Annotated in this window: 24 protein-coding genes; 22 read left to right on the top strand and 2 right to left on the bottom strand. The window is 66.8% G+C overall.

Annotation, left to right across the window (positions count from 1 at the left end; all coding sequences use genetic code 11):
• Positions 1-11: 11 nt before the first annotated feature.
• From ACM6JT_RS16855 to ACM6JT_RS16815, 9 genes are all read left to right on the top strand, one after another.
• On the top strand, positions 12-2,360 hold the full coding sequence (locus tag ACM6JT_RS16855; RefSeq protein ID WP_414856890.1) for a DNA polymerase III subunit gamma/tau: 2,349 nt from the start codon (positions 12-14) through the stop codon (positions 2,358-2,360).
• 98 nt (positions 2,361-2,458) lie between these two features.
• Positions 2,459-2,785: a YbaB/EbfC family nucleoid-associated protein gene (locus ACM6JT_RS16850; protein ID WP_006482124.1), complete on the top strand. Its 327-nt coding sequence runs from the start codon at positions 2,459-2,461 to the stop codon at positions 2,783-2,785.
• Between the two features lie 31 nt (positions 2,786-2,816).
• Positions 2,817-3,413 carry a recombination mediator RecR gene (gene recR / locus ACM6JT_RS16845; RefSeq protein WP_034181272.1) on the top strand — a complete coding sequence of 199 codons (597 nt, stop codon included), beginning with the start codon at positions 2,817-2,819 and terminating at the stop codon, positions 3,411-3,413.
• 48 nt (positions 3,414-3,461) lie between these two features.
• Complete coding sequence (locus ACM6JT_RS16840; protein WP_105392274.1) at positions 3,462-4,667, top strand: CaiB/BaiF CoA transferase family protein; 1,206 nt, start codon at positions 3,462-3,464, stop codon at positions 4,665-4,667.
• A 106-nt stretch (positions 4,668-4,773) separates the two neighbouring features.
• Positions 4,774-5,535 carry a 5'/3'-nucleotidase SurE gene (gene surE, locus ACM6JT_RS16835; RefSeq protein ID WP_131947885.1) on the top strand — a complete coding sequence of 254 codons (762 nt, stop codon included), beginning with the start codon at positions 4,774-4,776 and terminating at the stop codon, positions 5,533-5,535.
• Entirely contained in the window at positions 5,532-6,464 is a 933-nt protein-coding gene (locus ACM6JT_RS16830; protein WP_034181397.1) for a protein-L-isoaspartate(D-aspartate) O-methyltransferase, read from the top strand. The genes surE and ACM6JT_RS16830 overlap by 4 nt, the downstream gene beginning before the upstream one ends.
• 5 nt (positions 6,465-6,469) lie before the next feature.
• Entirely contained in the window at positions 6,470-7,372 is a 903-nt protein-coding gene (locus tag ACM6JT_RS16825; protein ID WP_034181275.1) for a peptidoglycan DD-metalloendopeptidase family protein, read from the top strand.
• An 11-nt stretch (positions 7,373-7,383) separates the two neighbouring features.
• Positions 7,384-8,472 (top strand): RNA polymerase sigma factor RpoS, encoded by a 1,089-nt coding sequence (gene rpoS / locus ACM6JT_RS16820; protein WP_034181276.1) that lies wholly within the window; start codon positions 7,384-7,386, stop codon positions 8,470-8,472.
• 3 nt (positions 8,473-8,475) lie between these two features.
• Positions 8,476-9,252 (top strand): 3'-5' exonuclease, encoded by a 777-nt coding sequence (locus ACM6JT_RS16815; protein ID WP_414856889.1) that lies wholly within the window; start codon positions 8,476-8,478, stop codon positions 9,250-9,252.
• Between the two features lie 37 nt (positions 9,253-9,289).
• Here the strand turns inward: ACM6JT_RS16815 and ACM6JT_RS16810 are convergent, their stop codons facing one another.
• Positions 9,290-10,144 (bottom strand): endonuclease/exonuclease/phosphatase family protein, encoded by an 855-nt coding sequence (locus ACM6JT_RS16810; RefSeq protein ID WP_414856888.1) that lies wholly within the window; start codon positions 10,142-10,144, stop codon positions 9,290-9,292.
• 147 nt (positions 10,145-10,291) lie between these two features.
• On the opposite strand from ACM6JT_RS16810, the gene rlmD reads away from it, so the two are divergent.
• The gene (rlmD, locus tag ACM6JT_RS16805) at positions 10,292-11,746 is read left to right on the top strand and encodes a 23S rRNA (uracil(1939)-C(5))-methyltransferase RlmD (protein ID WP_414856887.1); all 1,455 of its coding nucleotides are present in this window, start codon (positions 10,292-10,294) and stop codon (positions 11,744-11,746) included.
• A 63-nt stretch (positions 11,747-11,809) separates the two neighbouring features.
• On the opposite strand, the gene ACM6JT_RS16800 is transcribed toward rlmD, so the two are convergent.
• The gene (locus ACM6JT_RS16800; RefSeq protein WP_034181280.1) at positions 11,810-12,508 is read right to left on the bottom strand and encodes a Bax inhibitor-1/YccA family protein; all 699 of its coding nucleotides are present in this window, start codon (positions 12,506-12,508) and stop codon (positions 11,810-11,812) included.
• A gap of 249 nt (positions 12,509-12,757) precedes the next feature.
• Here ACM6JT_RS16800 and ndk point away from each other — a divergent pair, with 249 nt between their 5' ends.
• The 12 genes from ndk to hflC all read left to right on the top strand — a co-directional run bounded on the left by ndk (position 12,758) and on the right by hflC (position 25,744).
• Entirely contained in the window at positions 12,758-13,183 is a 426-nt protein-coding gene (gene ndk / locus ACM6JT_RS16795; RefSeq protein ID WP_011352265.1) for a nucleoside-diphosphate kinase, read from the top strand.
• A gap of 55 nt (positions 13,184-13,238) precedes the next feature.
• Positions 13,239-14,378 carry a 23S rRNA (adenine(2503)-C(2))-methyltransferase RlmN gene (gene rlmN, locus ACM6JT_RS16790; protein ID WP_414856886.1) on the top strand — a complete coding sequence of 380 codons (1,140 nt, stop codon included), beginning with the start codon at positions 13,239-13,241 and terminating at the stop codon, positions 14,376-14,378.
• A 164-nt stretch (positions 14,379-14,542) separates the two neighbouring features.
• Positions 14,543-15,562 (top strand): helix-turn-helix domain-containing protein, encoded by a 1,020-nt coding sequence (locus tag ACM6JT_RS16785; RefSeq protein ID WP_105392272.1) that lies wholly within the window; start codon positions 14,543-14,545, stop codon positions 15,560-15,562.
• Between the two features lie 112 nt (positions 15,563-15,674).
• Complete coding sequence (gene ispG / locus ACM6JT_RS16780; RefSeq protein ID WP_034181398.1) at positions 15,675-16,982, top strand: flavodoxin-dependent (E)-4-hydroxy-3-methylbut-2-enyl-diphosphate synthase; 1,308 nt, start codon at positions 15,675-15,677, stop codon at positions 16,980-16,982.
• Positions 16,983-16,998: 16 nt separating this feature from the next.
• On the top strand, positions 16,999-18,339 hold the full coding sequence (hisS, locus tag ACM6JT_RS16775; RefSeq protein WP_034181283.1) for a histidine--tRNA ligase: 1,341 nt from the start codon (positions 16,999-17,001) through the stop codon (positions 18,337-18,339).
• Positions 18,340-18,394: 55 nt separating this feature from the next.
• Entirely contained in the window at positions 18,395-19,024 is a 630-nt protein-coding gene (locus ACM6JT_RS16770) for a tetratricopeptide repeat protein (RefSeq protein WP_414856885.1), read from the top strand.
• Positions 19,025-19,065: 41 nt separating this feature from the next.
• Positions 19,066-20,211 (top strand): outer membrane protein assembly factor BamB, encoded by a 1,146-nt coding sequence (bamB, locus tag ACM6JT_RS16765; RefSeq protein WP_034181285.1) that lies wholly within the window; start codon positions 19,066-19,068, stop codon positions 20,209-20,211.
• 247 nt (positions 20,212-20,458) lie between these two features.
• On the top strand, positions 20,459-21,796 hold the full coding sequence (der, locus tag ACM6JT_RS16760) for a ribosome biogenesis GTPase Der (protein WP_051983718.1): 1,338 nt from the start codon (positions 20,459-20,461) through the stop codon (positions 21,794-21,796).
• 155 nt (positions 21,797-21,951) lie between these two features.
• On the top strand, positions 21,952-22,191 hold the full coding sequence (hfq, locus tag ACM6JT_RS16755; RefSeq protein ID WP_006399927.1) for an RNA chaperone Hfq: 240 nt from the start codon (positions 21,952-21,954) through the stop codon (positions 22,189-22,191).
• Between the two features lie 72 nt (positions 22,192-22,263).
• A complete protein-coding gene (hflX, locus tag ACM6JT_RS16750) occupies positions 22,264-23,439 on the top strand; it encodes a GTPase HflX (protein ID WP_414856896.1) in 1,176 nt (391 codons plus the stop codon).
• 47 nt (positions 23,440-23,486) lie between these two features.
• Positions 23,487-24,830, top strand: a complete 1,344-nt coding sequence (gene hflK / locus ACM6JT_RS16745; protein WP_034181288.1) for an FtsH protease activity modulator HflK — start codon at positions 23,487-23,489, stop codon at positions 24,828-24,830.
• 14 nt (positions 24,831-24,844) lie between these two features.
• Positions 24,845-25,744 (top strand): protease modulator HflC, encoded by a 900-nt coding sequence (gene hflC, locus ACM6JT_RS16740; RefSeq protein ID WP_034181289.1) that lies wholly within the window; start codon positions 24,845-24,847, stop codon positions 25,742-25,744.
• The last annotated feature ends 25 nt before the right edge of the window (positions 25,745-25,769 follow it).

The raw sequence follows: 25,769 nt of genomic DNA, 5'->3' as shown, positions 1-25,769 counted from the left end.
ACAATTTCCCGATGACCTATCAAGTTCTCGCACGCAAGTGGCGTCCGAAGGATTTCGCTTCGCTCGTCGGCCAGGAGCACGTCGTCAGGGCGCTTACGCACGCGCTCGACGGCGGGCGTCTCCATCACGCCTATCTGTTTACCGGAACCCGCGGTGTCGGCAAGACGACGCTGTCGCGGATCTTCGCGAAGGCACTCAACTGTGAAACCGGCGTCACGTCGCAGCCGTGCGGCGTGTGCCGTGCCTGTCGCGAGATCGACGAGGGGCGTTTCGTCGATTACGTCGAGATGGATGCCGCGAGCAACCGCGGCGTCGACGAAATGGCCGCGCTGCTCGAGCGCGCGGTGTACGCGCCCGTCGATGCGCGCTTCAAGGTCTACATGATCGACGAAGTGCACATGCTGACGAACCACGCGTTCAACGCGATGCTGAAGACTCTCGAAGAGCCGCCGCCGCACGTCAAGTTCATCCTCGCGACGACCGATCCGCAGAAAATTCCCGTCACCGTGCTGTCGCGCTGCCTGCAGTTCAACCTGAAGCAGATGCCGGCCGGGCACATCGTGTCGCATCTCGAACGGATCCTCGGCGAAGAGCAGATCACGTTCGAGCCGCAGGCGCTGCGCCTGCTCGCGCGTGCCGCGCAGGGCAGCATGCGCGACGCGCTGTCGCTCACCGACCAGGCGATCGCCTATTCGGCGAACGAGGTGACCGAGTCGGCCGTGTCGGGCATGCTCGGCGCGCTCGACCAGACTTACATGGTGCGCCTGCTCGACGCGCTCGCGGCCGGCGGCGGCCCGGAAATCCTCGCGATTGCCGACGAGATGTCGCTGCGCAGCCTGTCGTTCTCGACCGCATTGCAGGATCTCGCGAGCCTGCTGCACCGGATTGCGTGGGCGCAGTTCGCGCCGGGCTCGGTGCTCGACGAATGGCCGGAAGCGTCCGACCTGCGCCGCTTCGCGGAGACGCTGAGTCCCGAGCAGGTTCAGCTGTTCTATCAGATCGCGACGGTCGGCCGCGCGGAGCTCGGCCTCGCGCCGGACGAATACGCCGGTTTCACGATGACGCTGCTGCGGATGCTCGCGTTCGAGCCGGCCGTTGCCGCCGGCAGTGCGCCGGGCGGTCAGCCGTCCGTGCCGCGTGCAGTGCCGGGCCCGCGCGCTGCCGCGGCTTCGGCCGCTGCGGCGAAGCCGGTACTGGCTGCCGCCGCCGACGCAGTGCGTCCGCAGGCTGCCGCACCGGCTGCCCCCGTTGCGCCGGTCGTGCGTTCAGCGCCGGCGCAGTCCGGCGCCGAAGCGAGCCGGCCGGCCGTGAAGCCGGCTGCGGCTCAGGCATCCACGCCGGCTCCGGTTGATGCACAAGTTGTCGAGGCGCCGCAGCCGGAAGCGAATGCGGCGCCGGCCGGCGATATGCCGCCGCCGGCCCGCAAGGAACCCGAGCTACCTGCCGCTGCTGCCGTTGCGCAACGAAACGACGAACCGGTTGCGCCGGCCGAACCGGTGCCGCGTGCTGCGCCGCCCGAGCCCGCCGCGCGTCCGGCATCGCGCGCAGGCGGTGCCGCCGCCGCGCTCGACGTGCTGCGCAACGCAGGGATGCGCGTGTCGTCCGACCGTGCGCGGGCAGGCGCTGCCCCGAAGCCGGCGGTCCAGCCGGCCGCCGAGAAGCCGGCCGCGCCGCGTCCAGCCGTGCAGGTGCCGACGCCGCGCGCTGCCGCCCGTGCGCCGCAGTCGGCCGATTCGCGCCAGGCTTCGCCGCCGTGGGAGGACATCCCGCCGGACGACTACGTGCCGCTCAGCGCCGACGAGATGTTCGGCGGGCCCGACGATGGCTTCGTCCCCGTGTTCGACAGCGGTCCCGACGATGTGCGCGTGGCGCCGCAGCTGGCGGAAGCGCGTCCGGCCGCACCGGTCGACACGCGGCCGTTGCCGCCCGCGATCGCGCTCGATCCGGTCGGTTTCGACGGCGAATGGCCGGCGCTGGCCGCGCGGCTGCCGCTCAAGGGCGTCGCATACCAGCTCGCGTTCAACAGCGAACTGACGGCCGTCGATGCGACGACATTGAAACTTTCCGTGCCGGTGCCGCAGTACGCGGACGCCGCGCAGGTCGCGAAGCTGAAGGCCGCGCTGGCCGATGCGCTCGGCAAGCCGGTCGAAGTGGCGGTCGAGGTCGGGCCTGCACGACGCACGGCGGCGGCGCTCGATGCGGCCGCGCGCGCGGCGCGCCAGCGCGAGGCCGAGCAGGAGATTCACGGCGACCCGTTCGTCCAGCAGCTCGTGCGCGACTTCGGTGCGCGCATCGTCGAGGGCTCGGTGCGTCCGCTCGCCGATTCTGCGCCGGACGGCCCGCCGCCGACGCTGCATTGAACTGACTGCACCGCGACAGGCACAATCACGCCCGCACACACTGACCGGCACGCTCGGCGTGCCGGTTTTCACACGATCAAGAAAGAAGGAGTATTCCCATGTTGAAAGGCAACCTCGCCGGACTGATGAAGCAAGCGCAGCAAATGCAGGAAAACATGAAGAAGATGCAGGAGCAGCTTGCGCTGATCGAAGTCGAAGGGCAGTCGGGGGCGGGCCTCGTCAAGGTGACGATGACGTGCCGCAACGAAGTGCGTCGCGTGTCGATCGACCCGAGCCTGCTCGCGGACGACAAGGACATGCTCGAGGATCTCGTCGCGGCTGCGTTCAACGATGCCGTGCGCAAGGCCGAAGCGACGTCGCAGGAAAAGATGAGCGGCATGACGTCGGGCCTGCCGCTGCCCCCGGGTTTCAAGCTGCCGTTCTGAGCGCGGCGTCCTTGCCACTGTTTGCCGCCGTATGAAACAGCCGTCCGCCCTGTCCGCTCTCGTCGAAGCACTGCGCGTGCTGCCCGGCGTCGGGCCGAAATCCGCGCAGCGCATGGCGGTCCACCTGATGCAGCACGACCGCGAGGGCGCGGAGCGGCTCGGCCGGTCGCTGCTGTTCGCGACCGAGCACCTGCAGCACTGCGAGAAGTGCAACACGTTCACCGAAGCACAGATCTGCGAGGTCTGCAGCGACGAAGAGCGTGATCCGACGCTGCTGTGCGTCGTCGAGACGCCTGCCGACCAGATCATGCTCGAGCAGACGATGACTTACCGCGGGCTGTATTTCGTGCTGATGGGGCGACTGAGCCCGCTCGACGGGATCGGTCCGAAGGAAATCCATTTCGACCGCCTCGTGCGGCGCGCGTCGGACGGAATCGTGAAGGAAGTCGTGCTCGCGACCAACTTCACGAACGAGGGCGAAGCCACCGCGCACTACCTCGGCCAGACGCTGAAGGCGCGCGGCCTCGCGGTCACGCGCCTCGCGCGCGGCGTGCCGGTGGGTGGCGAGCTTGAATACGTCGACGCGGGCACCATCGCCCGCGCGATGCTCGACCGCCGCACGATGTAAGCCGGGCGCCGCCTGCCGGCGGCGCCGTTCCTCATGCCAGGGAGACACATGAGCACCAGCCAGGGCCCGCTCGCGGGCGTCAAAGTGCTCGAATTCGGAACGCTGATCGCGGGGCCGTTCGCGTCGCGGCTGTTCGCCGAATTCGGCGCGGAAGTGATCAAGATCGAGGATCCGAACGGTGGCGACCCGCTGCGCAAGTGGCGCAAGCTCCATCCGGAGCAGGGTGGCACGTCGCTGTGGTGGTCCGTCCAGGCGCGCAACAAGAAATCGGTCACGCTCAACCTGAAATCCGATGCCGGCAAGGCCATCGCGCGGCAGCTCGCGGGCGAGGCCGACATCGTGATCGAGAACTTCCGTCCGGGCCTGCTCGAAAAGCTCGGGCTCGGTTACGACGTGCTGTCGGCCGACAACCCGGGCCTCGTGATGGTGCGCCTGTCCGGCTACGGGCAGACGGGCCCGTACCGCGATCGGCCCGGCTTCGGCGCGATCGCCGAATCGATGGGCGGGCTGCGCCACATCACCGGCTATCCCGACCTGCCGCCGCCGCGCATCGGCATCTCGATCGGCGATTCGATCGCCGCGCTGCACGGCGTGATCGGCGCGCTGATGGCGCTCCATCACCGCAAGGTCAACGGCGGCGCGGGGCAGGTGGTCGACGTTGCACTGTATGAAGCCGTATTCAACATGATGGAAAGCGTGGTGCCCGAATACGGCGTGTACGGGATGGTGCGCGAGCGCACCGGCGCGTCGCTGCCGGGCATCGTTCCGTCTAATACCTATGCGTGCCGCGACGGCAGCATCGTGATCGGCGGCAACAGCGACCCGATCTTCAAGCGGCTGATGAAGGCGATCGAGCGCGACGACCTCGCCGACGATCCCGCGCTCGCGCGCAACGACGGGCGCGTGCCGCGTACGCAGGAAATCGACGACGCGATTGCCGAGTGGCTCGCGCCGCGCACGATCGACGATGCGCTTGTCGTGCTCAATGCGGCCGACGTGCCGGCCGGGCGCATCTACAGCGCAGCGGACATGTTCACCGATCCGCAGTTCGTCGCGCGGCAGATGATCCAGCGCTTCAAGCTCGCCGACGGCACCGACATTCCGCTGCCGAACATCACGCCGAAGCTGTCGGACACACCGGGCGAAACGCGCTGGCTCGGGCCTGAGCTCGGCGAGCATACGGACGAGGTGCTGCGCGGCCTCGGCTACGACGCGCAGGCGATTGCCGCACTGCGCGACGCGGGCGCGATCTGAACGCAGAACACCGCCGCTCGATGCGGCGGCGCACCGTGCGCAATCGCCCGTCCGCGGCCGCCGGACTGTCGCTCTCGCGCCATCTTTCCTCGGTTACAATCGCCGGATGCGAATCCTACTCAGCAACGACGACGGCTATCTCGCCCCCGGTCTCGCCGCGCTCGGCGAAGCGCTGCAGCCGCTGGCCGAACTCACGGTGATCGCGCCCGAGCAGAACTGCAGCGGCGCATCGAATTCCCTCACGTTGTGGCGGCCGCTGTCGGTGCAGCGCGCGACGGGTACGGGTTTCTTCTACGTGAACGGCACGCCGACCGATTCGGTGCACGTCGCGTTGACGGGGATGGCCGACGCGAGGCCTGACCTCGTCGTGTCGGGGATCAACAACGGCCAGAACATGGGCGAAGACACGCTCTATTCGGGGACAGTTGCAGCGGCCACCGAAGGCATCATGTTCGGCGTTCCCGCCATCGCATTCTCGCTGGCCGACAAGGGCTGGACCCATCTGGCGGACGCCGCGCGCGTCGCCGCGGAAATCGTCGAGCACTTCCTCGCGAATCCGCTGCCGGGTCAGCCGCTGCTGAACGTCAATATTCCGAACCTGCCTTACGACGAACTGAAGGGCTGGAAGGTCACGCGCCTCGGCAAGCGTCATCCGTCGCAGCCGGTGATTCGCCAGACCGACCCGCGCGGCGAGCCGGTCTACTGGATCGGGGCGGCGGGCGCGGCGCTGGACGCGAGCGAGGGCACCGATTTCCACGCCGTCGCAAACGGTTTCGTGTCGATCACGCCGCTGCAACTCGACCTCACGCATACGCAGATGCTGCCCGCGACGCGCGAATGGGCGCGCGCCGGAGGGCGGGCTTCATGAGCGGCGAGCGCGCGAAGCGGTTCCCGCTCGCGCTCGAAGATCTCAAGCGAGCGCCACGCAAATCGGAAGGTCGGGCCGGCGAACGCCATGCGGCGGTCGCGGTGCCGAAGGCCGCCGACAAGCCCGCAGCCGTGCTGAAACCGGTTGCGGTAAAGCCGGCTGCCGGGCGGGCGCCGCTGTCCGGTTCCGCCGCCGCGAAGCCTGCGACCGCGCCGAAGCCGACCGCGTCGAAGCCTGCGCTGCCGAAGCCGGCCGCGCCGAGCGTCGCGCCGGCCGGCGCGTTCGCGCTCACGTCGGAACGCGTGCGCGAGCGGATGGTCGAACGGCTGCGCGCGAACGGCGTGACCGACGCGCGCGTGCTGGATGCGATGGCCGCGGTGCCGCGCCACATGTTCGTGGATCCTGGGCTTGCGACGCAGGCCTATGAAGATTCGGCGTTGCCGATCGGCCATCAGCAAACAATTTCAAAGCCGTCGGTCGTCGCGCGCATGATCGAGCTCGCGATGGCCGGCCGCACGCTCGAGCGCGTCCTCGAGATCGGCACGGGCTGCGGCTACCAGGCCGCCGTGCTGAGCCACGTGGCACGCGACGTGTATTCGATTGAACGCATCAAGCCGCTCTACGAGCGCGCGAAGCTGAACCTGCGCCCGCTGCGCGTGCCGAACATCCGTCTGCACTACGGCGACGGGCGTGTCGGCCTGCCGTCCGCGGCCCCGTTCGACGCGATCGTGATCGCGGCGGCGGGGCTCGACGTGCCGCAGGCGCTGCTCGAGCAGCTTGCGATCGGCGGGCGGCTCGTCGCGCCGGTCGGCGCGCAGAGCGGGCAGCACCAGGTGCTCACGCTCGTCGAGCGCGTCGCGCACGCGCAATGGCGAGAGTCCCGGCTTGATCGCGTTTTCTTTGTCCCTTTAAAATCCGGAGTGATTTGAAACCGATGAGTATGTTGCGCGCGATGCAAAACAACCGATCCAGGGAACCGCTCACGTTCGCCCAGCGCGCGATCTGTGTGGCTGCGTTCTCCACGCTACTGGCCGCCTGTGCGACGCGGCTCGACAACGCGCCCGTCGTCGACCGCTCCGGGTCGCTCGGCACGACGGCCGCCGCGCAGCCCGCAGTGCCGCTCGGGCCGCCGCCGCCGGGTTACTACCGGGTGAAGCCGGGCGACACGCTGTACCGGATCGCGCTCGAGAACGGGCAGAACTATCGCGACATCGCGTCGTGGAACAACCTGACGAACCCGAACCAGATCGAAGTCGACCAGTTGCTGCGCGTTGCGCCGCCGGGCGGCGCTGCGGTTGCGGGCGTACCGGCTGCGGGCGTACCGGCCGCCGCTCCGATCGCGGGCGCCGCCGTCGCGACTGCGCCGCTCAGCAGCGGTCCCGCGACGCCGGCCGCCGGCACGTCGTCCACGCTCGCAACGCCGCCGGCTGCGGCCACCGGGTCGAGCGATACGGCGGCGGCCCCGAGCGGCCCCGTGACGTTCGCGTGGCCCGCGCGCGGCCCGGTGCTGAACGGGTTCGACGACGCGAAGAACAAGGGTGTCAACATCGGCGGCACGGCCGGCGAGGCCGTGAAGGCGGCGGCCGACGGCCGCGTCGTCTACTCGGGCAACGGCCTGCGTGGCTACGGCAACCTCATTATCATCAAACACGATGCAACTTACCTCACGGCGTATGCACACAATCGCGCTTTGATGGTAAAAGAGGGGGACGCGGTAACGAAGGGGCAGAAGATCGCCGAGATGGGTAACAGCGATGCCGACCGCGTGATGCTGCATTTCGAGGTTCGCCGGCAGGGTAAGCCTGTCGATCCGCTGAAGTATTTGCCGCCTCAATAACCGAGACGACCATGCCGAAATCGAAGCGCCACGAGCCGCAAGCCGAGTCTGAGAAGATCAGTCGTGCCACGCAAGCATCGGCGGGGCGAGCTGGCGCTTCGACGGACGATGACGACGACGTCGCGGAAAACGAACGAGATCTCGAGGCGCGCGACGCCGAGGCGGACGGTGGCGACGACGAGCGCGAAGGCCGCGCGGAAGCCGCGCCCGACGTCGACGATTTCCGCACGCTGCTGCAGGCCGAGCTCACGGCCGACACGATCCAGCATTACCTGAACCGCATCAGCGTGAAGCCGCTGCTGACCGTCGAGGAAGAGCAGCGCTATTCCCGGCTCGCCAAGGCCGGCGAATTCGAGGCGCGGCAGGTGATGATCGAGCGCAACCTGCGTCTGGTCGTCAGCATCGCCAAGGGGTATCTGAACCGCGGCGTGCCGCTGCTCGACCTGATCGAGGAGGGCAACCTCGGCCTGATGCACGCGATCGAGAAATTCGACCCGACGCGCGGTTTCCGTTTCTCGACCTATGCGACCTGGTGGATCCGGCAGAGCATCGAGCGGGCGATCATGAACCAGGCCCGCACGGTGCGCCTGCCTGTGCACGTGATCCGTGAACTGAACCAGGTGCTGCGCGCGAAGCGCCACCTCGAAAAGAATTCGATGTCGACGGGCGAGGCGGCCGAGCGCCGCGAAGCCAGCATCGACGACATCGCCTATCTCACCGGCAAGACCGCCGAGGAAGTCACCGACATCCTCGCGCTCAACGAGCACACGGCGTCGCTCGACGCGCCGCTCGACCTCGATCCCGCGAGCAGCCTGCTCGACCTGCTGCCCGACGACCAGAGCCAGTCGCCCGACGCCGAGGTGCAGCACCGCGAGCTCGAGACGCTGACGCGCGCGTGGCTGTCGCGGCTGTCCGACAAGCATCGGCACGTGATCGAGCGCCGCTTCGGCCTGAACCACATCGAACCGGCGACGCTCGAAGAGCTCGCCGACGAGATGGGGCTCACGCGCGAGCGCGTGCGGCAGATCCAGCAGGAAGCGCTGGTGCGCCTCAAGCGGTTTTTCGCCTCCAACGGCGTGCGCAAGGACGCCGTTCTGTAACCGATGACTCCGATTCTTGTTTTTGACATCGAGACGATTCCCGATGTCGACGGCATTCGCCGTCTGGAAGACCTGCCGGCGACGCTCGACGATGCCGCCGTGGCCGAACATGCGTTCGCCGCACGGCGCGAGAAGACCAGCGGCGATTTCCTGCCGCATCACCTGCAGCGCATTGCGGCGATCTCGTGCGTGTTCCGCGACAACAACGGCTTTCGCGTCCGCTCGCTCGGCACGCCGCAGGACAACGAAGCGACGCTGATCCAGTCGTTTTACCGCGTGATCGAGAAATACACGCCGCAGCTCGTGTCGTGGAACGGCGGCGGCTTCGATCTGCCGGTGCTCCATTACCGCGCGCTCGTGCACGGTATCCCCGCGACCCGCTATTGGGATCTCGGCGAGGACGACCGCGAGTTCAAGTGGAACAACTACATCTCGCGCTATCACTCGCGGCATACCGACCTGATGGACGTGCTCGCGATGTATCAGGCGCGCGCGAACGCGCCGCTCGACGCGCTCGCGAAGATGTGCGGCTTTCCGGGCAAGCTCGGGATGGACGGCAGCCAGGTGTGGCCGGCGTTCCAGGACGGCCGGATCGAGGAAATTCGCAATTATTGCGAGACCGACGTCGTCAATACGTACCTGCTGTATTGCCGGTTCCAGCTGATGCGCGGCGGCCTGACGCAGAGCGAGTATGCGGACGAGATCCTGCTCGTGAAGAACGCGCTCGCGCAGGAACCGGCGTCGCACTGGACCGAATACCTGGCCGGCTTCGCCGCGTAGCGCGGGCGGGCGGCGCCGCGCTACGCAGCCGGCACGATCAGGCGAGTTCGAGCAGCACCGGCTGGTGGTCCGACGCGCGCACGTCGCCGTCGATCTCGCAGCGCATGACGCGCGGCAGCAGCGTATCGGTCACGAACACGAAGTCGCACGCGAGCGGCCCCTCCGACCATTGCACCGTATCGTAGACGCCGGCCGTCGGCGGCGGCGTGCTGCCGGGATGCCGCGCGACCCATGCGTCGACGAAGTGCGGGGCGTCGGCGATCGGTTCCAGGAAGCGCCGGTACGCATCGCTGCCGAACGCGCTGTTGAAATCACCGCAGACGATCGCGTCGCACGGCTGGCCGGTCGCGCTGAACGGCCCCTCGGCAGTTTCGGCGGGCGCGGGCCGTTCCGCGTGCGCGCAGGCCTCGCGATGCCGGTCGCGCAGTGCGTCGACCTGCGCAAGCCGCTGGCGCGCCGAATAGTATTCGAGGTGCGTGGTGACCACGCGCAGCGAGCCGAACGGCGCGTGCAGCTCGACGTCGAGCGCGATGCGCGGAATCGACGGCGCGTCGGCGTCGGCCGGCCACGGCAGCAACTGGCGCAGCACGCGCCCGACCGGCAGCCGGGTCGCGATCGCATTGCCGAACTGGCGGCGCGGTGCGCCGGGTTCGAGGGCCGGCAGGTCCGCGCCGATGGCTTCGACGATCGTATAGCCGGGCAGCAGTGCCGCGAGTTCGACGAACTGGTCGGGGCCGGGCCGGCCGGGCAGTGCGCCGAAGCCGCGCGTGACTTCCTGCAGGCACAGCACGTCGAAATCGCCGAGCCGGCGGATCGTCGCGACGGTGCGCGAAAGGTCGACAACGCCGTTGGCGTCCCGACCCCATTGGATGTTCCAGTCGATCAATTGCATGGTCGAATCTCCTGTCGGGCGGATCTCGGGTTCCCGGCCTCTCCTGACTGGTTCGCATCCCGCCGGCTGCGGGCGTTCCTGAGCTATTCGCGTGGCCGTCCCGGCGCAATGCGGGGCCGTCTATGCTTAAGTGTCGGCGCTTGCCCGATGCGGGCCTTCGTCGTCTACAATCTCGCCTTCTTCAACGTTTGTCAGGAAAAGCTGGTGTCCGAAGCCGTCCCCACTTCTGCGCGCAAATCGAAAAATGCGCCCGTCGCGCCCGGGATCGCCCCGGTTCTCGAGATCGAATCGCTCGACATGGAAGCGCGCGGTGTCGGCCGCACGGTGACCGAGGACGGCGAGCCGGGCAAGGTCATCTTCGTCGAGGGCGCGCTGCCCGGCGAGCGTGTGACCTATTCGAGCTACCGCCGCAAGCCGAGCTATGAGCAGGCGACGGTTGTCGATATTCTGCGCCCGAGCGTGATGCGCACGCAGCCGAAATGCAAGTTCTTCGGCACCTGCGGCGGCTGCTCGATGCAGCATCTCGACATGCGCGCGCAGGTGGCGGTCAAGCAGCGCGTGCTTGAAGACAACCTGTGGCACCTGGCGAAGCTGCGGGCGGAAACGATGTTCGCGCCGATCCACGGCCCGTCGTGGGGTTATCGCTACCGTGCGCGCCTGACCGTGCGCAACGTGGCGAAGAAGGGTGGCGTGCTGGTCGGGTTCCACGAGAAAAAGAGCAGCTACGTTGCCGACATGACGAGCTGCGAAGTGCTGCCGCCGCACGTGTCGGCAATGCTGGTGCCGCTGCGCCGGCTCGTCGAGGGGCTGTCGATCCGCGATCGGATGCCGCAGATCGAGCTCGCGGTCGGCTCGGAGGTCACGGCGCTCGTGCTGCGCGTGCTGGAGCCGATCAACGCGGACGACGAAGCGTTGCTGCGCGCGTTCGCGGACGAGCACAAGGTGCAGTTCTGGCTGCAGCCGAAGGGCCCCGACACGGTGACGCCGTTCTATCCGCTCGACGTGTCGCTCGACTACACGCTGCCGGAGTTCGGCATCCGCATGCCGTTCAAGCCGACCGACTTCACGCAGGTCAACCATCAGATCAACCGCGTGCTGGTGGGCCGCGCGCTGCGCCTGCTCGCGCCGTCGCGCGACGACCGCGTGCTCGACCTGTTCTGCGGGATCGGCAACTTCACGCTGCCGCTCGCGCGCCTGTCGCGCGAGGTGATGGGTATCGAGGGCAGCGAAACGCTGACGACGCGCGCGCTCGCGAATGCGCGCGAGAACGGTGTCGACGGCCATACGACGTTCGCATGCCGGAACCTGTTCGAAGTGACGGGCGACGACCTCCGCGCGCTCGGCGCATTCGACAAGTTCCTGATCGATCCGCCGCGCGAAGGCGCGCTCGCGGTGTCGAAGGCGCTGGCCGAGATCGCGCAAAGCGGCGAAGGCCCGCTGCCGAAGCGGATCGTCTACGTGTCGTGCAACCCGTCGACGCTTGCGCGCGACGCGGGCCTGCTCGTGCACGAGGCCGGCTACCGGCTGAAGGGCGCCGGTGTCGTGAACATGTTCCCGAATACGTCGCACGTCGAATCGATCGCGCTGTTCGAGCGCGACTGAGCCGGGCGGCGGACGTAAAAAAACCGGCCCTCGGGCCGGTTTTTTCATGGTGCGTGGCGGACGTCAGTTGCGGTTGCCGCCGAAGATGCCGAGCAGCGCGAGCAGGTTCGTGAACACGTTGTACAGGTCGAGGTAGATCGCGAGCGTCGCCGAGATGTAGTTCGTCTCGCCGCCGTTCACGACGCGCTGGACGTCGAACAGCATGTACGCGGAGAAGATCGCGATCGCGAGCACCGACACGGTGAGCATCAGCGCCGGCAGCTGCAGGAAGATGTTCGCGACCGACGCGAGCAGGATCACGATCACGCCCATGAACAGCCACTTGCCGAGCCCCGAGAAATCGCGCTTGCTGACGGTGGCGATCGTCGCCATCGCGGCGAAGATGATGCCGGTGCCGCCGAACGCGAGCATGATCAGCGACGGGCCGTTCGAGAAACCGAGGATGAAGCTCAGCAGCCGCGACAGCATCAGGCCCATGAAGAACGTGAAGCCGAGCAGCACGAACACGCCGGCCGCGCTGTTCTTCGTCCGCTCGATCGCGAACATGAAGCCGAACGCGATCGCGAAGAACGCAAGCAGGCTCATCATCGGGCTCGTGGCCGCGAACAGCGAGAAGCCCGTCGTGACGCCGACCCAGGCGCCCAGCACGGTCGGCACCATCGATAGCGCGAGCAGCCAGTACGTGTTCCGCAGCACGCGGTTGCGAACCTCGGCGGTGCTGACGGAACCGCCGCGACCGAAATTGTACGGATAGTCGTTCATGGTTTCTCCTAACATGGAACGCGTGGGCGTCCGGGGCCGGTTCGGCGCGCGCGGTGTGCGGCGCAGCAAACCGGAGCAGCTATGGCTAAGATACGTTCCGCGCCGCGAGGTTTCAATGGCTGCGCGGCGCAAAACATATGGATTCGGAACCTTTCACGTGTGTAAGGGTTCAATCGCAATGATACACGGGATCGTGCTACAATAGCGGATTCATTTGAACCTGTAACTTCTTAATTTCTTGGAGTTTTTATGGCAATCGAGCGCACCCTGTCGATCATCAAGCCGGATGCGGTGGCAAAGAACGTGATCGGCCAGATCTACAGCCGTTTCGAAGGCGCCGGCCTGAAGATCGTCGCATCGCGCATGGCACACCTGTCGCGTGCTGACGCAGAGAAGTTCTACGCGGTTCACGCAGCGCGTCCGTTCTTCAAGGATCTCGTCGATTTCATGATCTCGGGCCCGGTGATGATCCAGGTTCTGGAAGGTGAAGGCGCGATCCTGAAGAACCGCGACCTGATGGGCGCGACGGATCCGAAAAAGGCGGAAAAGGGCACGATCCGCGCCGACTTCGCCGACAGCATCGACGCGAACGCCGTGCACGGCTCGGACGCAGCTGAAACGGCTGCCGTCGAAGTCGCGTTCTTCTTCCCGGAAATGAACGTTTACTCGCGTTAAGCTCTGGCTGGCAGCAGGTAGGCAGGATTCAGCGCACGCGGCAAGGCAGCACATCATGACGAGCGAAACTTCCGTCAATCTTCTCGACTTCGATGCCGAGGGTCTTGTCGCGTACTGCGGCAGCCTCGGCGAGAAGCCGTTCCGCGCCAAGCAGTTGCAGCGCTGGATCCACCAATACAACGCCGGCGATTTCGACGGCATGACCGATCTCGCGAAGTCCCTGAGGGAGAAACTCAAGGGCCGAGCGTCGATCTTGATGCCGGATATCGCCAGCGATCACGTTTCCACCGACGGCACGCGCAAGTGGCTGATCGACGTCGGAAACGGCAATGCGGTGGAAACCGTGTTCATCCCGGAAGAGACGCGCGGCACGCTGTGCGTGTCGTCGCAGGCCGGGTGCGCGGTCAACTGCCGCTTCTGTTCGACGGGCAAGCAGGGCTTTTCCCGCAACCTGTCGACAGCCGAAATCATTGGCCAGCTGCGGATGGCCGAATTTGCATTGCGAGCGTCGCTGGGCCGCGCGCCCGGCCCGAACGGCAAGGCCGAACGGGTCGTCACCAACGTGGTGATGATGGGCATGGGCGAGCCGCTCCTGAATTACAGCGCGGTCGTGCCCGCGATGCGGCTGATGCTCGACGACAACGCGTACGGCCTGTCGCGCCGCCGAGTCACGCTGTCGACGTCCGGCGTGGTGCCGATGATGGACCGCCTCGGCGCCGAGCTGCCGGTCGCGCTGGCCGTTTCGCTGCACGCGCCGAACGATGCGCTGCGCGACGAGCTGGTGCCGCTCAACAAGAAGTATCCGCTTCGCGAGCTGATGGCCGCGTGCCAGCGCTATCTGAAAGTCGCGCCGCGCGACTTCATTACGTTCGAATACTGCATGCTCGACGGCGTCAATGACACCGAAGCGCATGCGCGCGAACTGCTGGCCGTCACGCGCGACGTGCCGTGCAAGTTCAATCTGATCCCGTTCAATCCGTTCCCGGAATCGGGCCTCATCCGCTCGAAGCCGGAGCAGATCAAGCGCTTTGCACAGGTCCTCATCGACGCGGGTGTCGTCACGACCGTGCGCAAGACGCGCGGTGACGATATCGATGCCGCGTGCGGCCAGCTGGCCGGCGCGGTGAAGGACCGCACGCGCCTCGCGGAACGAACGGGCGCAGCAGCAAAAATCATCGAAGTTCGGGCAGTTTGACGGGGGCGCCTAGCCGGGGATGCCCGAACCTCTTGGCGGTACAACACGCGAATAGCGATCGGTCGCGGCGCCACGGCGCCGCGCATGGTATGAACAGTTGCGGGTGCAGGCCGGCGGGAGCCGGCGGCGGCCGCCAGTGAAGAAGAATCGACGCGAGGACAAGGATGAGTGAGCCGCAGCCGACTAACGGCGCAGAGACGAATGCCGCAAGACCGGCACCGGCGGGACTGGAATCGCTGGCGGCGGTCGGCAGCCGGCTGGCGCAGCTTCGGGAGACAAAGGGCTGGACGGTCGACGACGTATCGGCGCGGCTCAAGGTCGCACCGCAGAAGCTCCGGGCGCTCGAGGCCGGCGACATCAGTCATTTGCCTGGCGTGACGTTCGCGCTCGGTGTCGTGCGCAGCTACGCGAAGATGCTCGGCGTCGATCCGGAGCCGTTCGCGCAGGCGCTGCGCCGCGAGCGCGGGGTGCCGGAAGTCGATCTGTCGATGCCCGCGTCGTCGGGGACGGATCTGCCGCGCGGCCGCGTGTCGATTCCGCTGGGCGGCTCGTCGCACCACCACCCGTGGCTGTGGGGAACGGCGATCGTCGTCGTCGCAGTGGTTGCCGTACTGATGTGGCACACTGGCGGCGATTCGTCGAGCCTGCTCGCGCGCTTCAAGGGCGGCGACGCGGAACATGCGTCGGCTGCGAGCGCGTCGGCGGCATCGTCGTCTTCCGTCGAAGAGGCGGCCGCGAGCGGCGCGTCGGTCGTAGCAGCCAATGAGGTTCCGGCCCCGGCCGCTGCATCCGCCGCCCCGGCGCAGGCGATTGCGTCTGCTGTCCCGGCGCCCGTGACACCGGTCGCGGCGTCGGCTGCATCGCAACCTGTCGTGGCAGCGACGGCCGCGAGTGCCGCTGCGCCGGCCGAGCCGGCGAGCGTCGTGGTTGCGGCTGGCCAGTCGATGGTCGAACTGAAGGTCAAGCAGGATTGCTGGTTCAGCGTGCGCGACAAGAACGGCAAGGAGCTGTTCTCGGCACTGGTGCGGGCCGGCGAGACGAAGCAGGTCGCTGGCGACGGGCCGTTCAAGGTCACGATCGGCAACAAGGCAGGCCTCGATGCGGTCGCGTTCGACGGAAAACCTGTCGATCCGGCAAAATATTCGGCAGCGCGGGGTAATGTGGCGCGGTTCACGTTGCCCTGACGTCAAGCGCCGTGGCGAAGGCCTGTCGTCGATATCGGCAGGCCGTGAGGACACGGCGCTTTTTCAATTCATGCGCCGCGTTGCGGCGCATTCCGCGTAAATGGATCTATCGATGCAATCCGAAGCTCAATCCCCACGCAGCAGTCAGATTTGTTCAACCGAGCCGGTGTTCGGCGGGCATCAGCCCCGCCGCGTGTCGCATGCGGTGGATGTCCGCTGGGGCGGGCAGCTCGTGACGATCGGCGGCGACGCGCCGGTGCGCGTGCAGTCGATGACGAATACCGACACGGCCGACGCGATCGGCACGGCAATCCAGATCAAGGAGCTCGCGAACGCGGGCTCGGAACTGGTGCGCATCACGGTCAACACGCCCGAGGCCGCGGCTGCCGTGCCGGCGGTCCGCGAGCAGCTCGACCGGATGGGCGTGACCGTACCGCTCGTCGGCGATTTCCACTACAACGGCCACTTGCTGCTGCGCGACTACCCGGGCTGCGCGGAGTCGCTGTCGAAGTACCGGATCAACCCCGGCAACGTCGGTCAGGGCGCGAAGCGCGATACGCAGTTCGCGCAGATGATCGAGGCCGCGGCCAAGTACGACAAGCCGGTGCGGATCGGCGTGAACTGGGGCAGTCTCGACCAGGACCTGCTCGCGCGCATGATGGACGAGAACGGCGCGCGCTCGCAGCCGTGGGACGCGCAAAGCGTGATGTACGAGGCGCTGATCCAGTCGGCGATCGGCTCGGCCGAGCGTGCAGTCGAGCTGGGTCTCGGCCGCGACCGCATCGTGCTGTCGTGCAAGGTCAGCGGCGTGCAGGACCTGATTGCCGTGTACCGCGAACTCGGCCGCCGCTGCGGCTTCGCGTTGCACCTCGGGCTGACCGAGGCCGGCATGGGCTCGAAGGGCATCGTCGCATCGACGGCTGCGCTCGGCGTGCTGCTGCAGGAAGGGATCGGCGACACGATCCGCATCTCGCTGACGCCGGAACCGGGCGCGTCGCGCACGGGCGAGGTGATCGTCGGCCAGGAAATCCTGCAGACGATGGGCCTGCGCTCGTTCGCGCCGATGGTGATCGCGTGCCCGGGCTGCGGCCGTACGACGAGCACGCTGTTCCAGGAACTCGCGATGCAGATCCAGACCTACCTGCGCGAGCAGATGCCGGTCTGGCGCAAGGAGTACCCGGGCGTCGAGAAGATGAACGTCGCGGTGATGGGCTGCATCGTCAACGGCCCGGGCGAATCGAAGCACGCGAACATCGGCATCAGCCTGCCGGGTTCGGGCGAAAACCCGGCCGCGCCCGTCTTCGTCGACGGCGAGAAGGTCAAGACGCTGCGCGGCGAGCGGATCGCCGAGGAATTCCAGCAGATCGTCAGCGACTACGTCGCACGCAACTATGGCCGCGCCGACGCGGCAGTGAACTAATTCGTCAACACACACGATGACTGAACAGAAACGCAAGATCGAGAAGCTCACCGGCGTCAAGGGCATGAACGACATCCTTCCGCAGGATGCCGGCCTGTGGGAATTCTTCGAAGCCACCGTGAAATCGCTGCTGCGCGCATACGGCTACCAGAACATCCGCACGCCGATCGTCGAACACACGCAGCTCTTCACGCGCGGCATCGGCGAAGTTACCGACATCGTCGAGAAGGAGATGTACAGCTTCACCGACGCGCTGAACGGCGAGAACCTGACGATGCGCCCGGAAAACACCGCGGCCGTCGTGCGCGCGTCGATCGAGCACAACATGCTGTACGACGGCCCGAAGCGCCTGTGGTACATCGGCCCGATGTTCCGCCACGAGCGTCCGCAGCGCGGCCGCTACCGCCAGTTCCACCAGGTCGGCGTCGAGGCGCTCGGCTTCGCGGGGCCCGATGCGGATGCCGAGATCATCATGATGTGTCAGCGCCTGTGGGACGACCTCGGCCTGACCGGCATCAAGCTCGAGATCAACTCGCTCGGCCTCGCCGAAGAACGCGCCGCGCACCGCGTCGAGCTGATCAAGTATCTCGAGCAGCACGTCGACGCGCTCGACGCCGAAGCGCAGCGCCGCCTGTATACGAACCCGCTGCGCGTGCTCGACACGAAGAATCCCGCGCTGCAGGAGATCGCGCAGAATGCGCCGAAGCTGATCGACTTCCTCGGCGACGAATCGCGCGCGCACTTCGAGGGGCTGCAGCGCCTGCTGCTCGCGAACAACATTCCGTTCAAGATCAACCCGCGTCTCGTGCGCGGCCTCGACTACTACAACCTGACCGTGTTCGAGTGGGTGACGGACAAGCTCGGCGCGCAGGGCACGGTCGCGGCCGGCGGCCGCTACGATCCGCTGATCGAGCAGCTCGGCGGCAAGCCGACCGCCGCGTGCGGCTGGGCGATGGGCATCGAGCGCATCCTCGAACTGCTGAAGGAAGAGGATCTGGCGCCCGAGCAGGAAGGCGTCGACGTGTACGTCGTGCACCAGGGCGAGACCGCCCGCGAACAGGCGTTCATCGCGGCGGAGCGCCTGCGCGACACGGGCCTCGACGTGATCTTCCACTGCAGCGCCGACGGCGCGCCGGCGAGCTTCAAGTCGCAGATGAAGCGGGCCGATGCAAGCGGCGCGGCATTCGCGGTGATCTTCGGCGAAGAAGAGGTCGCGAACGGCACGGTGGGCGTGAAAGCACTGCGCGGTGCAGGCGAAGACGGGGAAAAGAACGTTCAGCAGACCGTACCGGTCGAAAGCTTGACCGAATTCCTAATCAATGCGATGGTTGCATCCGCCGAAGACGGCGACGACTGATCGCGCTGGCAATCGCTCGACAAGAAAGGCCTGAACAGGAAGGAATCGCTCGCCGATGAGTTATCACGACGAACAAGAATCGATTGAAAGTGTCAAGGCGTGGTGGGCCCGCTGGGGCAACCTGACCACGTGGATCGTGCTCGCGGCGCTCGTCGTCGCGGCCGGTTTCAACGGCTGGAACTACTGGCAGCGCCGTCAGGCTGCCGAGGCGTCCGGGCTGTACGAGCAAGTCCAGAAGGCCGCCGCCGCGAACGACAAGGCGACGATGGCTCGCGCGGCCGCCGACATGGAAGACAAGTTCGGCAGCACGCCGTATGCGCAGATGACGGCGCTCGCGGCCGCGAAGGTGCTGTACGCGGCCGGCGACTCCGCAGGCGCGAAGGCGCAGCTGCAATGGGCCGTCGATCACGCCAAGGACGACGAGTACAAGCAGATCGCGAAGCTGCGTCTCGCATCGCTGCTGCTCGACGAGAAGGCATACGACGCGGGCCTCGCGCTGCTGTCGGGTACGCCGCTCGATGCATTCAAGGGCCTCGTGGCCGATCGCCGCGGCGATCTGCTTGCCACGCAAGGCAAGATCGACGATGCGCGCGCCGCTTACAAGCTGGCGCTCGACGGCCTGTCGAAGGACGACCAGTCCGCGCGCCAGCTCGTGCAGTTCAAGCTGGACGCGCTCGGCGGCTGAACCCCGGTCCCCTCAACCTCTTAACTCTGCTTCGCTAACCGATGAATTTGCTGAAACGTTACGCTGTGCCCGTTGCCTGCGCGGCGGCTGTCCTGGCATTGGCGGCCTGCTCGTCGTCGAAGGATGCGCGCCGCGTGCCGACGCCGCTCACCGAGTTCAAGCCCGTGATGGACGTGCAACAGGTCTGGAAGGCGAGCGTCGGCAAGGGCGGACGCTACCTGTTCTCGCCGGTGGCCGTTGGCGACGCCGTCTATGCGGCGGGCGAAAACGGTTCGGTCGAGAAGATCGACGCGAAGACGGGCCAGACGGTCTGGCGCTCGAAGGTCGATTCGGACCTGTCGGCCGGTGTCGGCAGCGACGGCAACCTGACCGCGGTCGGCGCACTGAAGGGCGGCGTGTTCGTGCTGGGCCCGGACGGCAAGCAACTGTGGAAGACCAGCGTGCAGGGCGAGATCTTCTCGCCGCCGCTCGTCGGCAACGGCCTCGTGGTCGTCCGCACGATCGACGGGCAGGTGATCGCCTTCAACGCGCAGACGGGCGAGCAGAAGTGGAACTACCGCAACCGCGCGGTGCCGCTGAACCTGCGCGTGTCGGCCGGCATGACGTTCGCGGGCGACGCGGCGGTGCTGGCGGGCTTCCCGGGCGGCGGTCTCGTCGCGATCAACCTGCAGACGGGCGAGCCGTTCTGGCAGACGCCCGTGTCGTTTCCGAAGGGCGTGACCGAAGTCGAGCGCATCAACGACGTCAGCGGTCCGCCGACGCTCGTGGGCGCGGAAGCCTGCGCGGTGACGTTCCAGGGTCAGCTCGGCTGCTTCGATGCAAACTCGGGCCGCCCGCTGTGGGAAAAGGCGTTCTCGAGCCGCAGCGGCCTCGCACAGGACGATTCGGTGGTCGCCGGCGGCGACGACTGGTCGGTCGTGACGGCGTACGACGCGGCGTCGGGCAACCAGCTCTGGCGCAACGACAAGCTGAAGAGCCGTGACGTCGGCGTGCCGTACCTGCTCGGGCATGCGCTCGTGATGGGCGACTACCAGGGCGTCGTGCACTTCCTGTCGCGCGAAGACGGCAGCTTCATCGCGCGAATGAAGACCGACGGCAGCGCGATTACGGCTGCACCGGTCCTCGCGGGCAATACGCTCGTCGTGCAGACGAAGGACGGCGGCCTGTACGGATTCCGTCCGCGCTGACGCGCACGAAACATGCGCGGCCGCGGTGCGGCGGGCTTGTCCCGCGCGCCCTTGCCGCGCGACATGAAGGCGGCCGGTGTTCCCGGCCGCTCGGTATTTGAAAGGCAGTTCGAGACGAAAGACGACGGCGCGCAACGCGCGCCCGGCGCGCGCATCCGGCGCGGCGCGAATTCGTGATATTTTCATTCAGCGCAGCCGCCCGCAGCAGCGGGCCTCCCGCTGCTGCGCTTCACCGTAGAAAACATAGATGAAACCGGTCATTGCCCTCGTTGGGCGCCCCAATGTGGGGAAATCCACGCTGTTCAACCGGCTCACGCGCTCGCGCGATGCGCTGGTTGCCGACCTGCCGGGCCTGACGCGCGATCGCCATTACGGCGAAGGGCGCGTCGGCGAGCGGCCGTACCTGGTCGTCGATACGGGCGGCTTCGAACCCGTCGCGAAGGACGGCATCCTGCACGAGATGGCGCGCCAGACGCGGCAGGCGGTTGAAGAGGCCGACGTCGTCGTGTTCATCGTCGACGGCCGCAACGGGCTCGCGCCGCAGGACAAGTCGATCGCCGACTACCTGCGCAAGACCGGCCGGCCGATCTTTCTCGTCGTCAACAAGGCCGAGGGGATGAAGTACACGGCGGTCGCGACAGACTTCTACGAGCTCGGGCTCGGCGACCCGCGCGCGATCTCGGCCGCGCACGGCGACGGCGTGACCGACATGATCAACGAGGCGCTGGAAGTCGCATACAGGGACCAGCCCGAAGAGGAAGACGAGAACGACCCGTCGCGCGGCATCAAGATCGCGATCGTCGGCCGGCCGAACGTCGGCAAGTCGACGCTCGTGAACGCGCTGATCGGCGAGGACCGCGTGATCGCGTTCGACATGCCGGGCACCACGCGCGATTCGATCTACGTCGACTTCGAGCGCAACGGCAAGAAATACACGTTGATCGACACGGCCGGCCTGCGGCGCCGCGGCAAGGTGTTCGAAGCGATCGAAAAGTTCTCGGTCGTGAAGACGCTGCAGTCGATTTCCGACGCTAATGTCGTCATTCTTCTGCTGGATGCGCAGCAGGACATTTCCGACCAGGACGCGCACATCGCCGGCTTCGTCGTCGAGCAGGGCCGCGCGCTCGTGATCGGCGTCAACAAGTGGGACGGGCTCGACGAGCACGCACGCGATCGTGCGAAAGCGGATTTGACCCGCAAGCTGAAATTCCTCGACTTCGCGAAATCGCACTTCATTTCGGCCGCGAAGAAGACGGGCATCGGCACGCTGATGCGCTCGGTCGACGACGCGTACGCGGCGGCGATGGCGAAGCTGCCGACGCCGAAGCTCACGCGCGCGCTGATCGAGGCCGTCGAGTTCCAGCAGCCGCGCCGTCGCGGCCCGGTGCGTCCGAAGCTGCGCTACGCGCACCAGGGCGGCCAGAATCCGCCGATCATCGTGATCCACGGCAACGCGCTCGACGCCGTGACGGAAACGTACAAGCGCTACCTGGAAAACCGGTTCCGCGAAACTTTCTCGCTGACCGGGACTCCATTGCGCATAGAGTTCCGTTCGTCGAACAATCCGTACGCGGACAAGGGCTGAAGCACGCCTGTTACACGCGTCCCGCAAGGGATAGGCCGCAAGGCCTATGCCACGGGCGGGGCAGGCAAAATCGGCTATAGTGTAGCGATTGGCGCCGGATCTCTTTTTCTTCCCCGCCAATCCAGATCAACCTGCAAAAAAAGATGGAGTACGCCATGAGCAACAAAGGGCAATTGTTACAAGACCCGTTTTTGAACGCACTGCGCAAAGAGCACGTTCCCGTTTCGATCTACCTCGTCAACGGCATCAAGCTCCAAGGGAACATTGAATCGTTCGACCAGTACGTCGTGTTGCTCCGTAATACGGTGACCCAGATGGTCTACAAGCACGCCATCTCGACGGTCGTGCCGGCGCGCCCGGTGAATTTCCACCCGGACGCGGAAGCTTCGTCCTAACCTATCGCAGCGGCCGGCATCCGGTCGCCGCGAGCGACCGATGCCAGCCGCCTTATCTTGACACCCGATAATTTGATCAACGCAGCGCTCGTCGGCATCGATTTCGGCAAGACCGATTTCGAAGCCAGTCTCGAAGAACTCAGTCTTCTCGCCTCCAGCGCGGGGGCCCGTCCCGCCGTCACCCTCACAGGTCGTCGCGCCAGTCCCGATGCCGCGATGTTCATCGGCAGCGGCAAAGCCGATGAACTGCGGCTTGCCTGCGACACGCACAACGTCGAAATCGTCATCTTCAACCACGCACTGGCGCCGGCCCAGCAACGTAATCTGGAGCGGGCACTTAACAGGCGGGTCGTCGATCGCACGAGCCTCATCCTCGATATCTTCGCGCAGCGCGCCCGCAGCCATGAAGGCAAGCTGCAGGTCGAGCTCGCGCAGCTTCAATACCTGTCGACGCGGCTGATTCGCGCCTGGACCCACCTCGAACGGCAAAAGGGTGGTATCGGCCTGCGCGGCCCCGGCGAAACCCAGCTCGAAACCGACCGCCGGCTGATCGGCGAGCGCATCAAGATGCTGAAGTCGCGGCTCGACCGGCTGCGCCGGCAACACAGCACGCAACGCAGGCAGCGCGCGCGCAGCGGCACGATGTCGGTGTCGCTGGTCGGCTATACGAACGCGGGCAAGTCGACGCTGTTCAATGCGCTGACGAAAGCGCAGGCCTACGCGGCCGACCAGCTGTTCGCCACGCTCGATACGACGTCGCGGCGCGTGTACCTCGGCGACCAGGTCGGCCAGATCGTCGTGTCGGATACGGTCGGGTTCATCCGCGAGCTGCCTCACCAGCTCGTCGCGGCGTTTCGCGCGACCCTCGAGGAAACGATCCACGCGGATCTGCTGCTGCACGTGGTCGATGCATCGAGTGCGGTCAGGCTCGAGCAGATCGAGCAGGTTAACGGCGTGCTGCACGAGATCGGCGCGGACACGATCCGGCAGGTGCTGGTGTTCAACAAGATCGACGCCGTGCCCGAGCTGGCGGCCCGCGGCGACGCGGTCGAGCGGGACGAATATGGTAATATTTCGCGCGTCTTTTTGAGCGCACGCACCGGTCAGGGTCTTGACGCGTTGCGTGCCGCCATCGCAGAGATTGCCTCCGCGGAACACCTTCCCAGCGCGATGTTACCCAACGGCGCACTCGACGGCGCGTCCGCTGAATCACACGAAGACCGCACGATTTCCGAACACGGGCGCTAACCGGTCCCGGCCGGTTCGCCGGCGTCTAATCTGGTGAACAAACTCTGGTGAACGAATACAACGAGCGGAGTACCTGGCGGCGGATGCGCGCCTTGCTGTCGATCAACGATCCCCGCTGGGGACGCGGCGAAGGCAATGGCAAAGACGGATCCCGTCCCCGTGCGAACGAATCGAAGCGTCCGCAAGGCGGCGACGGCGAAGGTCCGCCCGATCTCGACGAGATGTGGCGCAACTTCAACCGCCGCCTGAGCGGCCTCTTCGGAGGCAAAGGCGGCAATGGCTTCCGTCCCGACAACGGACGGGCTGCGCGGGTCGGCGTCGGCATCGTGATCGGCGTGCTGGTCGCGGTCTACGCGGGCAGCGGGCTGTTCGTCGTGCAGGACGGCCAGACGGGCGTCGTACTGCAGCTCGGCAAGCTGTCGGGCACGGTCGGCCAGGGCGTGCACTGGCGCGCGCCGTATCCGTTCGCGTCGCACGAGATCGTCGATACGTCGCAGGTCCGATCGATCGAGATCGGCCGCAACAACGTCGTGCGTCTCGCGAACGTGAAGGAAGCGGCGATGCTGACGCGCGATGCCGACATCGTCGACGTGCGCTTCATCGTCCAGTACCGGATTCGTTCGGCAACCGATTACCTGTTCCGCAGCGTCGATCCCGAGCGCAGCGTGTCGCAGGCCGCGCAGGCCGCGGTGCGTGCGATCGTCGGTACGCGCAGCGCGGCCGACGTGCTGAACCAGGATCGCGACGCGCTGCGCGGGCAGCTTTCCGCCGCGATTCAGCGCGATCTCGACCGCTACCAGTCGGGGCTCGAGGTGACGGCCGTCACGATGCAGAGCGTCGCGGCGCCGGAGCAGACGCAGGCCGCCTACGGTGAAGTCGCGAAGGCGCGCGACGAGCGCGAGGCCGCGAAGCGCGCCGCGCAAGCATACGCAAACGACCTGCTGCCGAAGGCGCAGGGCGATGCCGCGAAGCTCGTCGACGAAGCGAAGGCGTATTCCGATCGCGTGGTCACGGAAGCCGAAGGCGATGCCGATCGGTTCAAGCAGGTCTACGCGCAGTACTCGAAGGCGCCGGCGGTGATCCGCGAGCGGATGTACCTCGATACGATGCAGGAAATCTATTCGAACGCGACGAAGGTGTTCGTCGGCAACAAGGGCGGCAACAGCGTCGTGTATCTGCCGCTCGACAAGCTCGTCGAGCAGGGGCGGCAAAACGCCGCGACGTCCACCGGCGCAACCGCGCCCGATGCGGCGTCCGCACCGGCGGCGGTCGCGCCGTCGGCGGCCGTACCCGCGAGCGCGGCACCGGCCGCCGCCGCGTCGGGCACCGACGTGCTGCGATCATCGCGCGAAGCGTTCCGCAGCCGGTCGCGTGAAGACGATCTGAAGTAACGGGAGCGCAGAACATGAACCGAATCATTGCGCTCGTCGTCGCAATCGTGATCGTTGCCTTCGCGGCGTCCTCGACGGTCCTGACCGTCGATCCGCGCCATACGGCCGTGCTGTCGGGCCGCGACGGCGCGCAGCCCGAACTCGCCGGCCCCGGTATCCATTTCAAGCTGCCGCCGCCACTGCAGACGGCCACGCTGATCGACACGCGCCTGCAATCGCTCGAGTCGTCCGATCCGCTGCAACTGGCAACGGAAGACAAGCACGACCTGCTCGTCGCGTATGCGGTGAAGTACCGGATCAGCGATCCGCTGAAATATTTCACGGCGACGGGCGGCGATCCGGCGGCGGCTACCGAACGCCTGGCCGGTGTGCTGAAGAGCGCGCTCGGCGACGCGTTCGGCAAGCGTGCGCTCGACGATGCCCTCGGCGGCCAGCGCGCGATCGCCGACGCAGCCCGCGACGCGGCGAAGGCGAAAGCGTCCGGTTTCGGCGTCGACGTGGTCGACGTCCAGTTGACGCGCGTCGACTTGCCGGCTGCGCAGACGGATGCCGTCTATCAGCGGATGATCGGCGCGCTGCGCGATCAGGCGGCACAGGTGCGTGCGGAAGGCGCGTCCGACGTCGAGCAGATCAAGGCCGACGCCGAACGCGAACAGCAGGCCGTGCTCGCGAACGCGTACAAATCCGCGCAGACGATCAAGGGCGAGGGCGACGCGAAGGCCGCGACGATTGCCGCCGACGCGTTCGGCCGCGATCCGCAGTTCTATCAGTTCTACGCGAGCCTGCAGGCCTACCGGAAGACGTTCAAGCGCAACGACATCATCGTCGTCGATCCCGACAGCGAGTTCTTCCGCTTCATGCGCAGCCCGACGGGCGGTGCCGCACCGTCGGCGCCTGCTCCCCGCAAACACTGACCTTGGGGCGCCGCGTCGAGCGGCG

The organism is Burkholderia sp. IT-111MI5 (assembly GCF_949752865.1).
In the GTDB taxonomy this organism is placed as follows: Bacteria; Pseudomonadota; Gammaproteobacteria; order Burkholderiales; family Burkholderiaceae; genus Burkholderia; species Burkholderia pyrrocinia_C.
The sequence above is the reverse complement of the archived record's forward strand: the minus strand, read 5'-3'. Positions and strand labels throughout refer to the sequence as shown.

What these genes read in the sequence shown, in the direction of transcription:
- ACM6JT_RS16855 (WP_414856890.1), top strand. Translation starts at nt 12, where the DNA reads ATGACCTATCAAGTTCTCGCACGCAAGTGGCGTCCGAAGGATTTCGCT.
- ACM6JT_RS16850 (WP_006482124.1), top strand. Translation starts at nt 2,459, where the DNA reads ATGTTGAAAGGCAACCTCGCCGGACTGATGAAGCAAGCGCAGCAAATG.
- recR (WP_034181272.1), top strand. Translation starts at nt 2,817, where the DNA reads ATGAAACAGCCGTCCGCCCTGTCCGCTCTCGTCGAAGCACTGCGCGTG.
- ACM6JT_RS16840 (WP_105392274.1), top strand. Translation starts at nt 3,462, where the DNA reads ATGAGCACCAGCCAGGGCCCGCTCGCGGGCGTCAAAGTGCTCGAATTC.
- surE (WP_131947885.1), top strand. Translation starts at nt 4,774, where the DNA reads ATGCGAATCCTACTCAGCAACGACGACGGCTATCTCGCCCCCGGTCTC.
- ACM6JT_RS16830 (WP_034181397.1), top strand. Translation starts at nt 5,532, where the DNA reads ATGAGCGGCGAGCGCGCGAAGCGGTTCCCGCTCGCGCTCGAAGATCTC.
- ACM6JT_RS16825 (WP_034181275.1), top strand. Translation starts at nt 6,470, where the DNA reads ATGAGTATGTTGCGCGCGATGCAAAACAACCGATCCAGGGAACCGCTC.
- rpoS (WP_034181276.1), top strand. Translation starts at nt 7,384, where the DNA reads ATGCCGAAATCGAAGCGCCACGAGCCGCAAGCCGAGTCTGAGAAGATC.
- ACM6JT_RS16815 (WP_414856889.1), top strand. Translation starts at nt 8,476, where the DNA reads ATGACTCCGATTCTTGTTTTTGACATCGAGACGATTCCCGATGTCGAC.
- ACM6JT_RS16810 (WP_414856888.1), bottom strand. Translation starts at nt 10,144, where the DNA reads ATGCAATTGATCGACTGGAACATCCAATGGGGTCGGGACGCCAACGGC.
- rlmD (WP_414856887.1), top strand. Translation starts at nt 10,292, where the DNA reads ATGCGGGCCTTCGTCGTCTACAATCTCGCCTTCTTCAACGTTTGTCAG.
- ACM6JT_RS16800 (WP_034181280.1), bottom strand. Translation starts at nt 12,508, where the DNA reads ATGAACGACTATCCGTACAATTTCGGTCGCGGCGGTTCCGTCAGCACC.
- ndk (WP_011352265.1), top strand. Translation starts at nt 12,758, where the DNA reads ATGGCAATCGAGCGCACCCTGTCGATCATCAAGCCGGATGCGGTGGCA.
- rlmN (WP_414856886.1), top strand. Translation starts at nt 13,239, where the DNA reads ATGACGAGCGAAACTTCCGTCAATCTTCTCGACTTCGATGCCGAGGGT.
- ACM6JT_RS16785 (WP_105392272.1), top strand. Translation starts at nt 14,543, where the DNA reads ATGAGTGAGCCGCAGCCGACTAACGGCGCAGAGACGAATGCCGCAAGA.
- ispG (WP_034181398.1), top strand. Translation starts at nt 15,675, where the DNA reads ATGCAATCCGAAGCTCAATCCCCACGCAGCAGTCAGATTTGTTCAACC.
- hisS (WP_034181283.1), top strand. Translation starts at nt 16,999, where the DNA reads ATGACTGAACAGAAACGCAAGATCGAGAAGCTCACCGGCGTCAAGGGC.
- ACM6JT_RS16770 (WP_414856885.1), top strand. Translation starts at nt 18,395, where the DNA reads ATGAGTTATCACGACGAACAAGAATCGATTGAAAGTGTCAAGGCGTGG.
- bamB (WP_034181285.1), top strand. Translation starts at nt 19,066, where the DNA reads ATGAATTTGCTGAAACGTTACGCTGTGCCCGTTGCCTGCGCGGCGGCT.
- der (WP_051983718.1), top strand. Translation starts at nt 20,459, where the DNA reads ATGAAACCGGTCATTGCCCTCGTTGGGCGCCCCAATGTGGGGAAATCC.
- hfq (WP_006399927.1), top strand. Translation starts at nt 21,952, where the DNA reads ATGAGCAACAAAGGGCAATTGTTACAAGACCCGTTTTTGAACGCACTG.
- hflC (WP_034181289.1), top strand. Translation starts at nt 24,845, where the DNA reads ATGAACCGAATCATTGCGCTCGTCGTCGCAATCGTGATCGTTGCCTTC.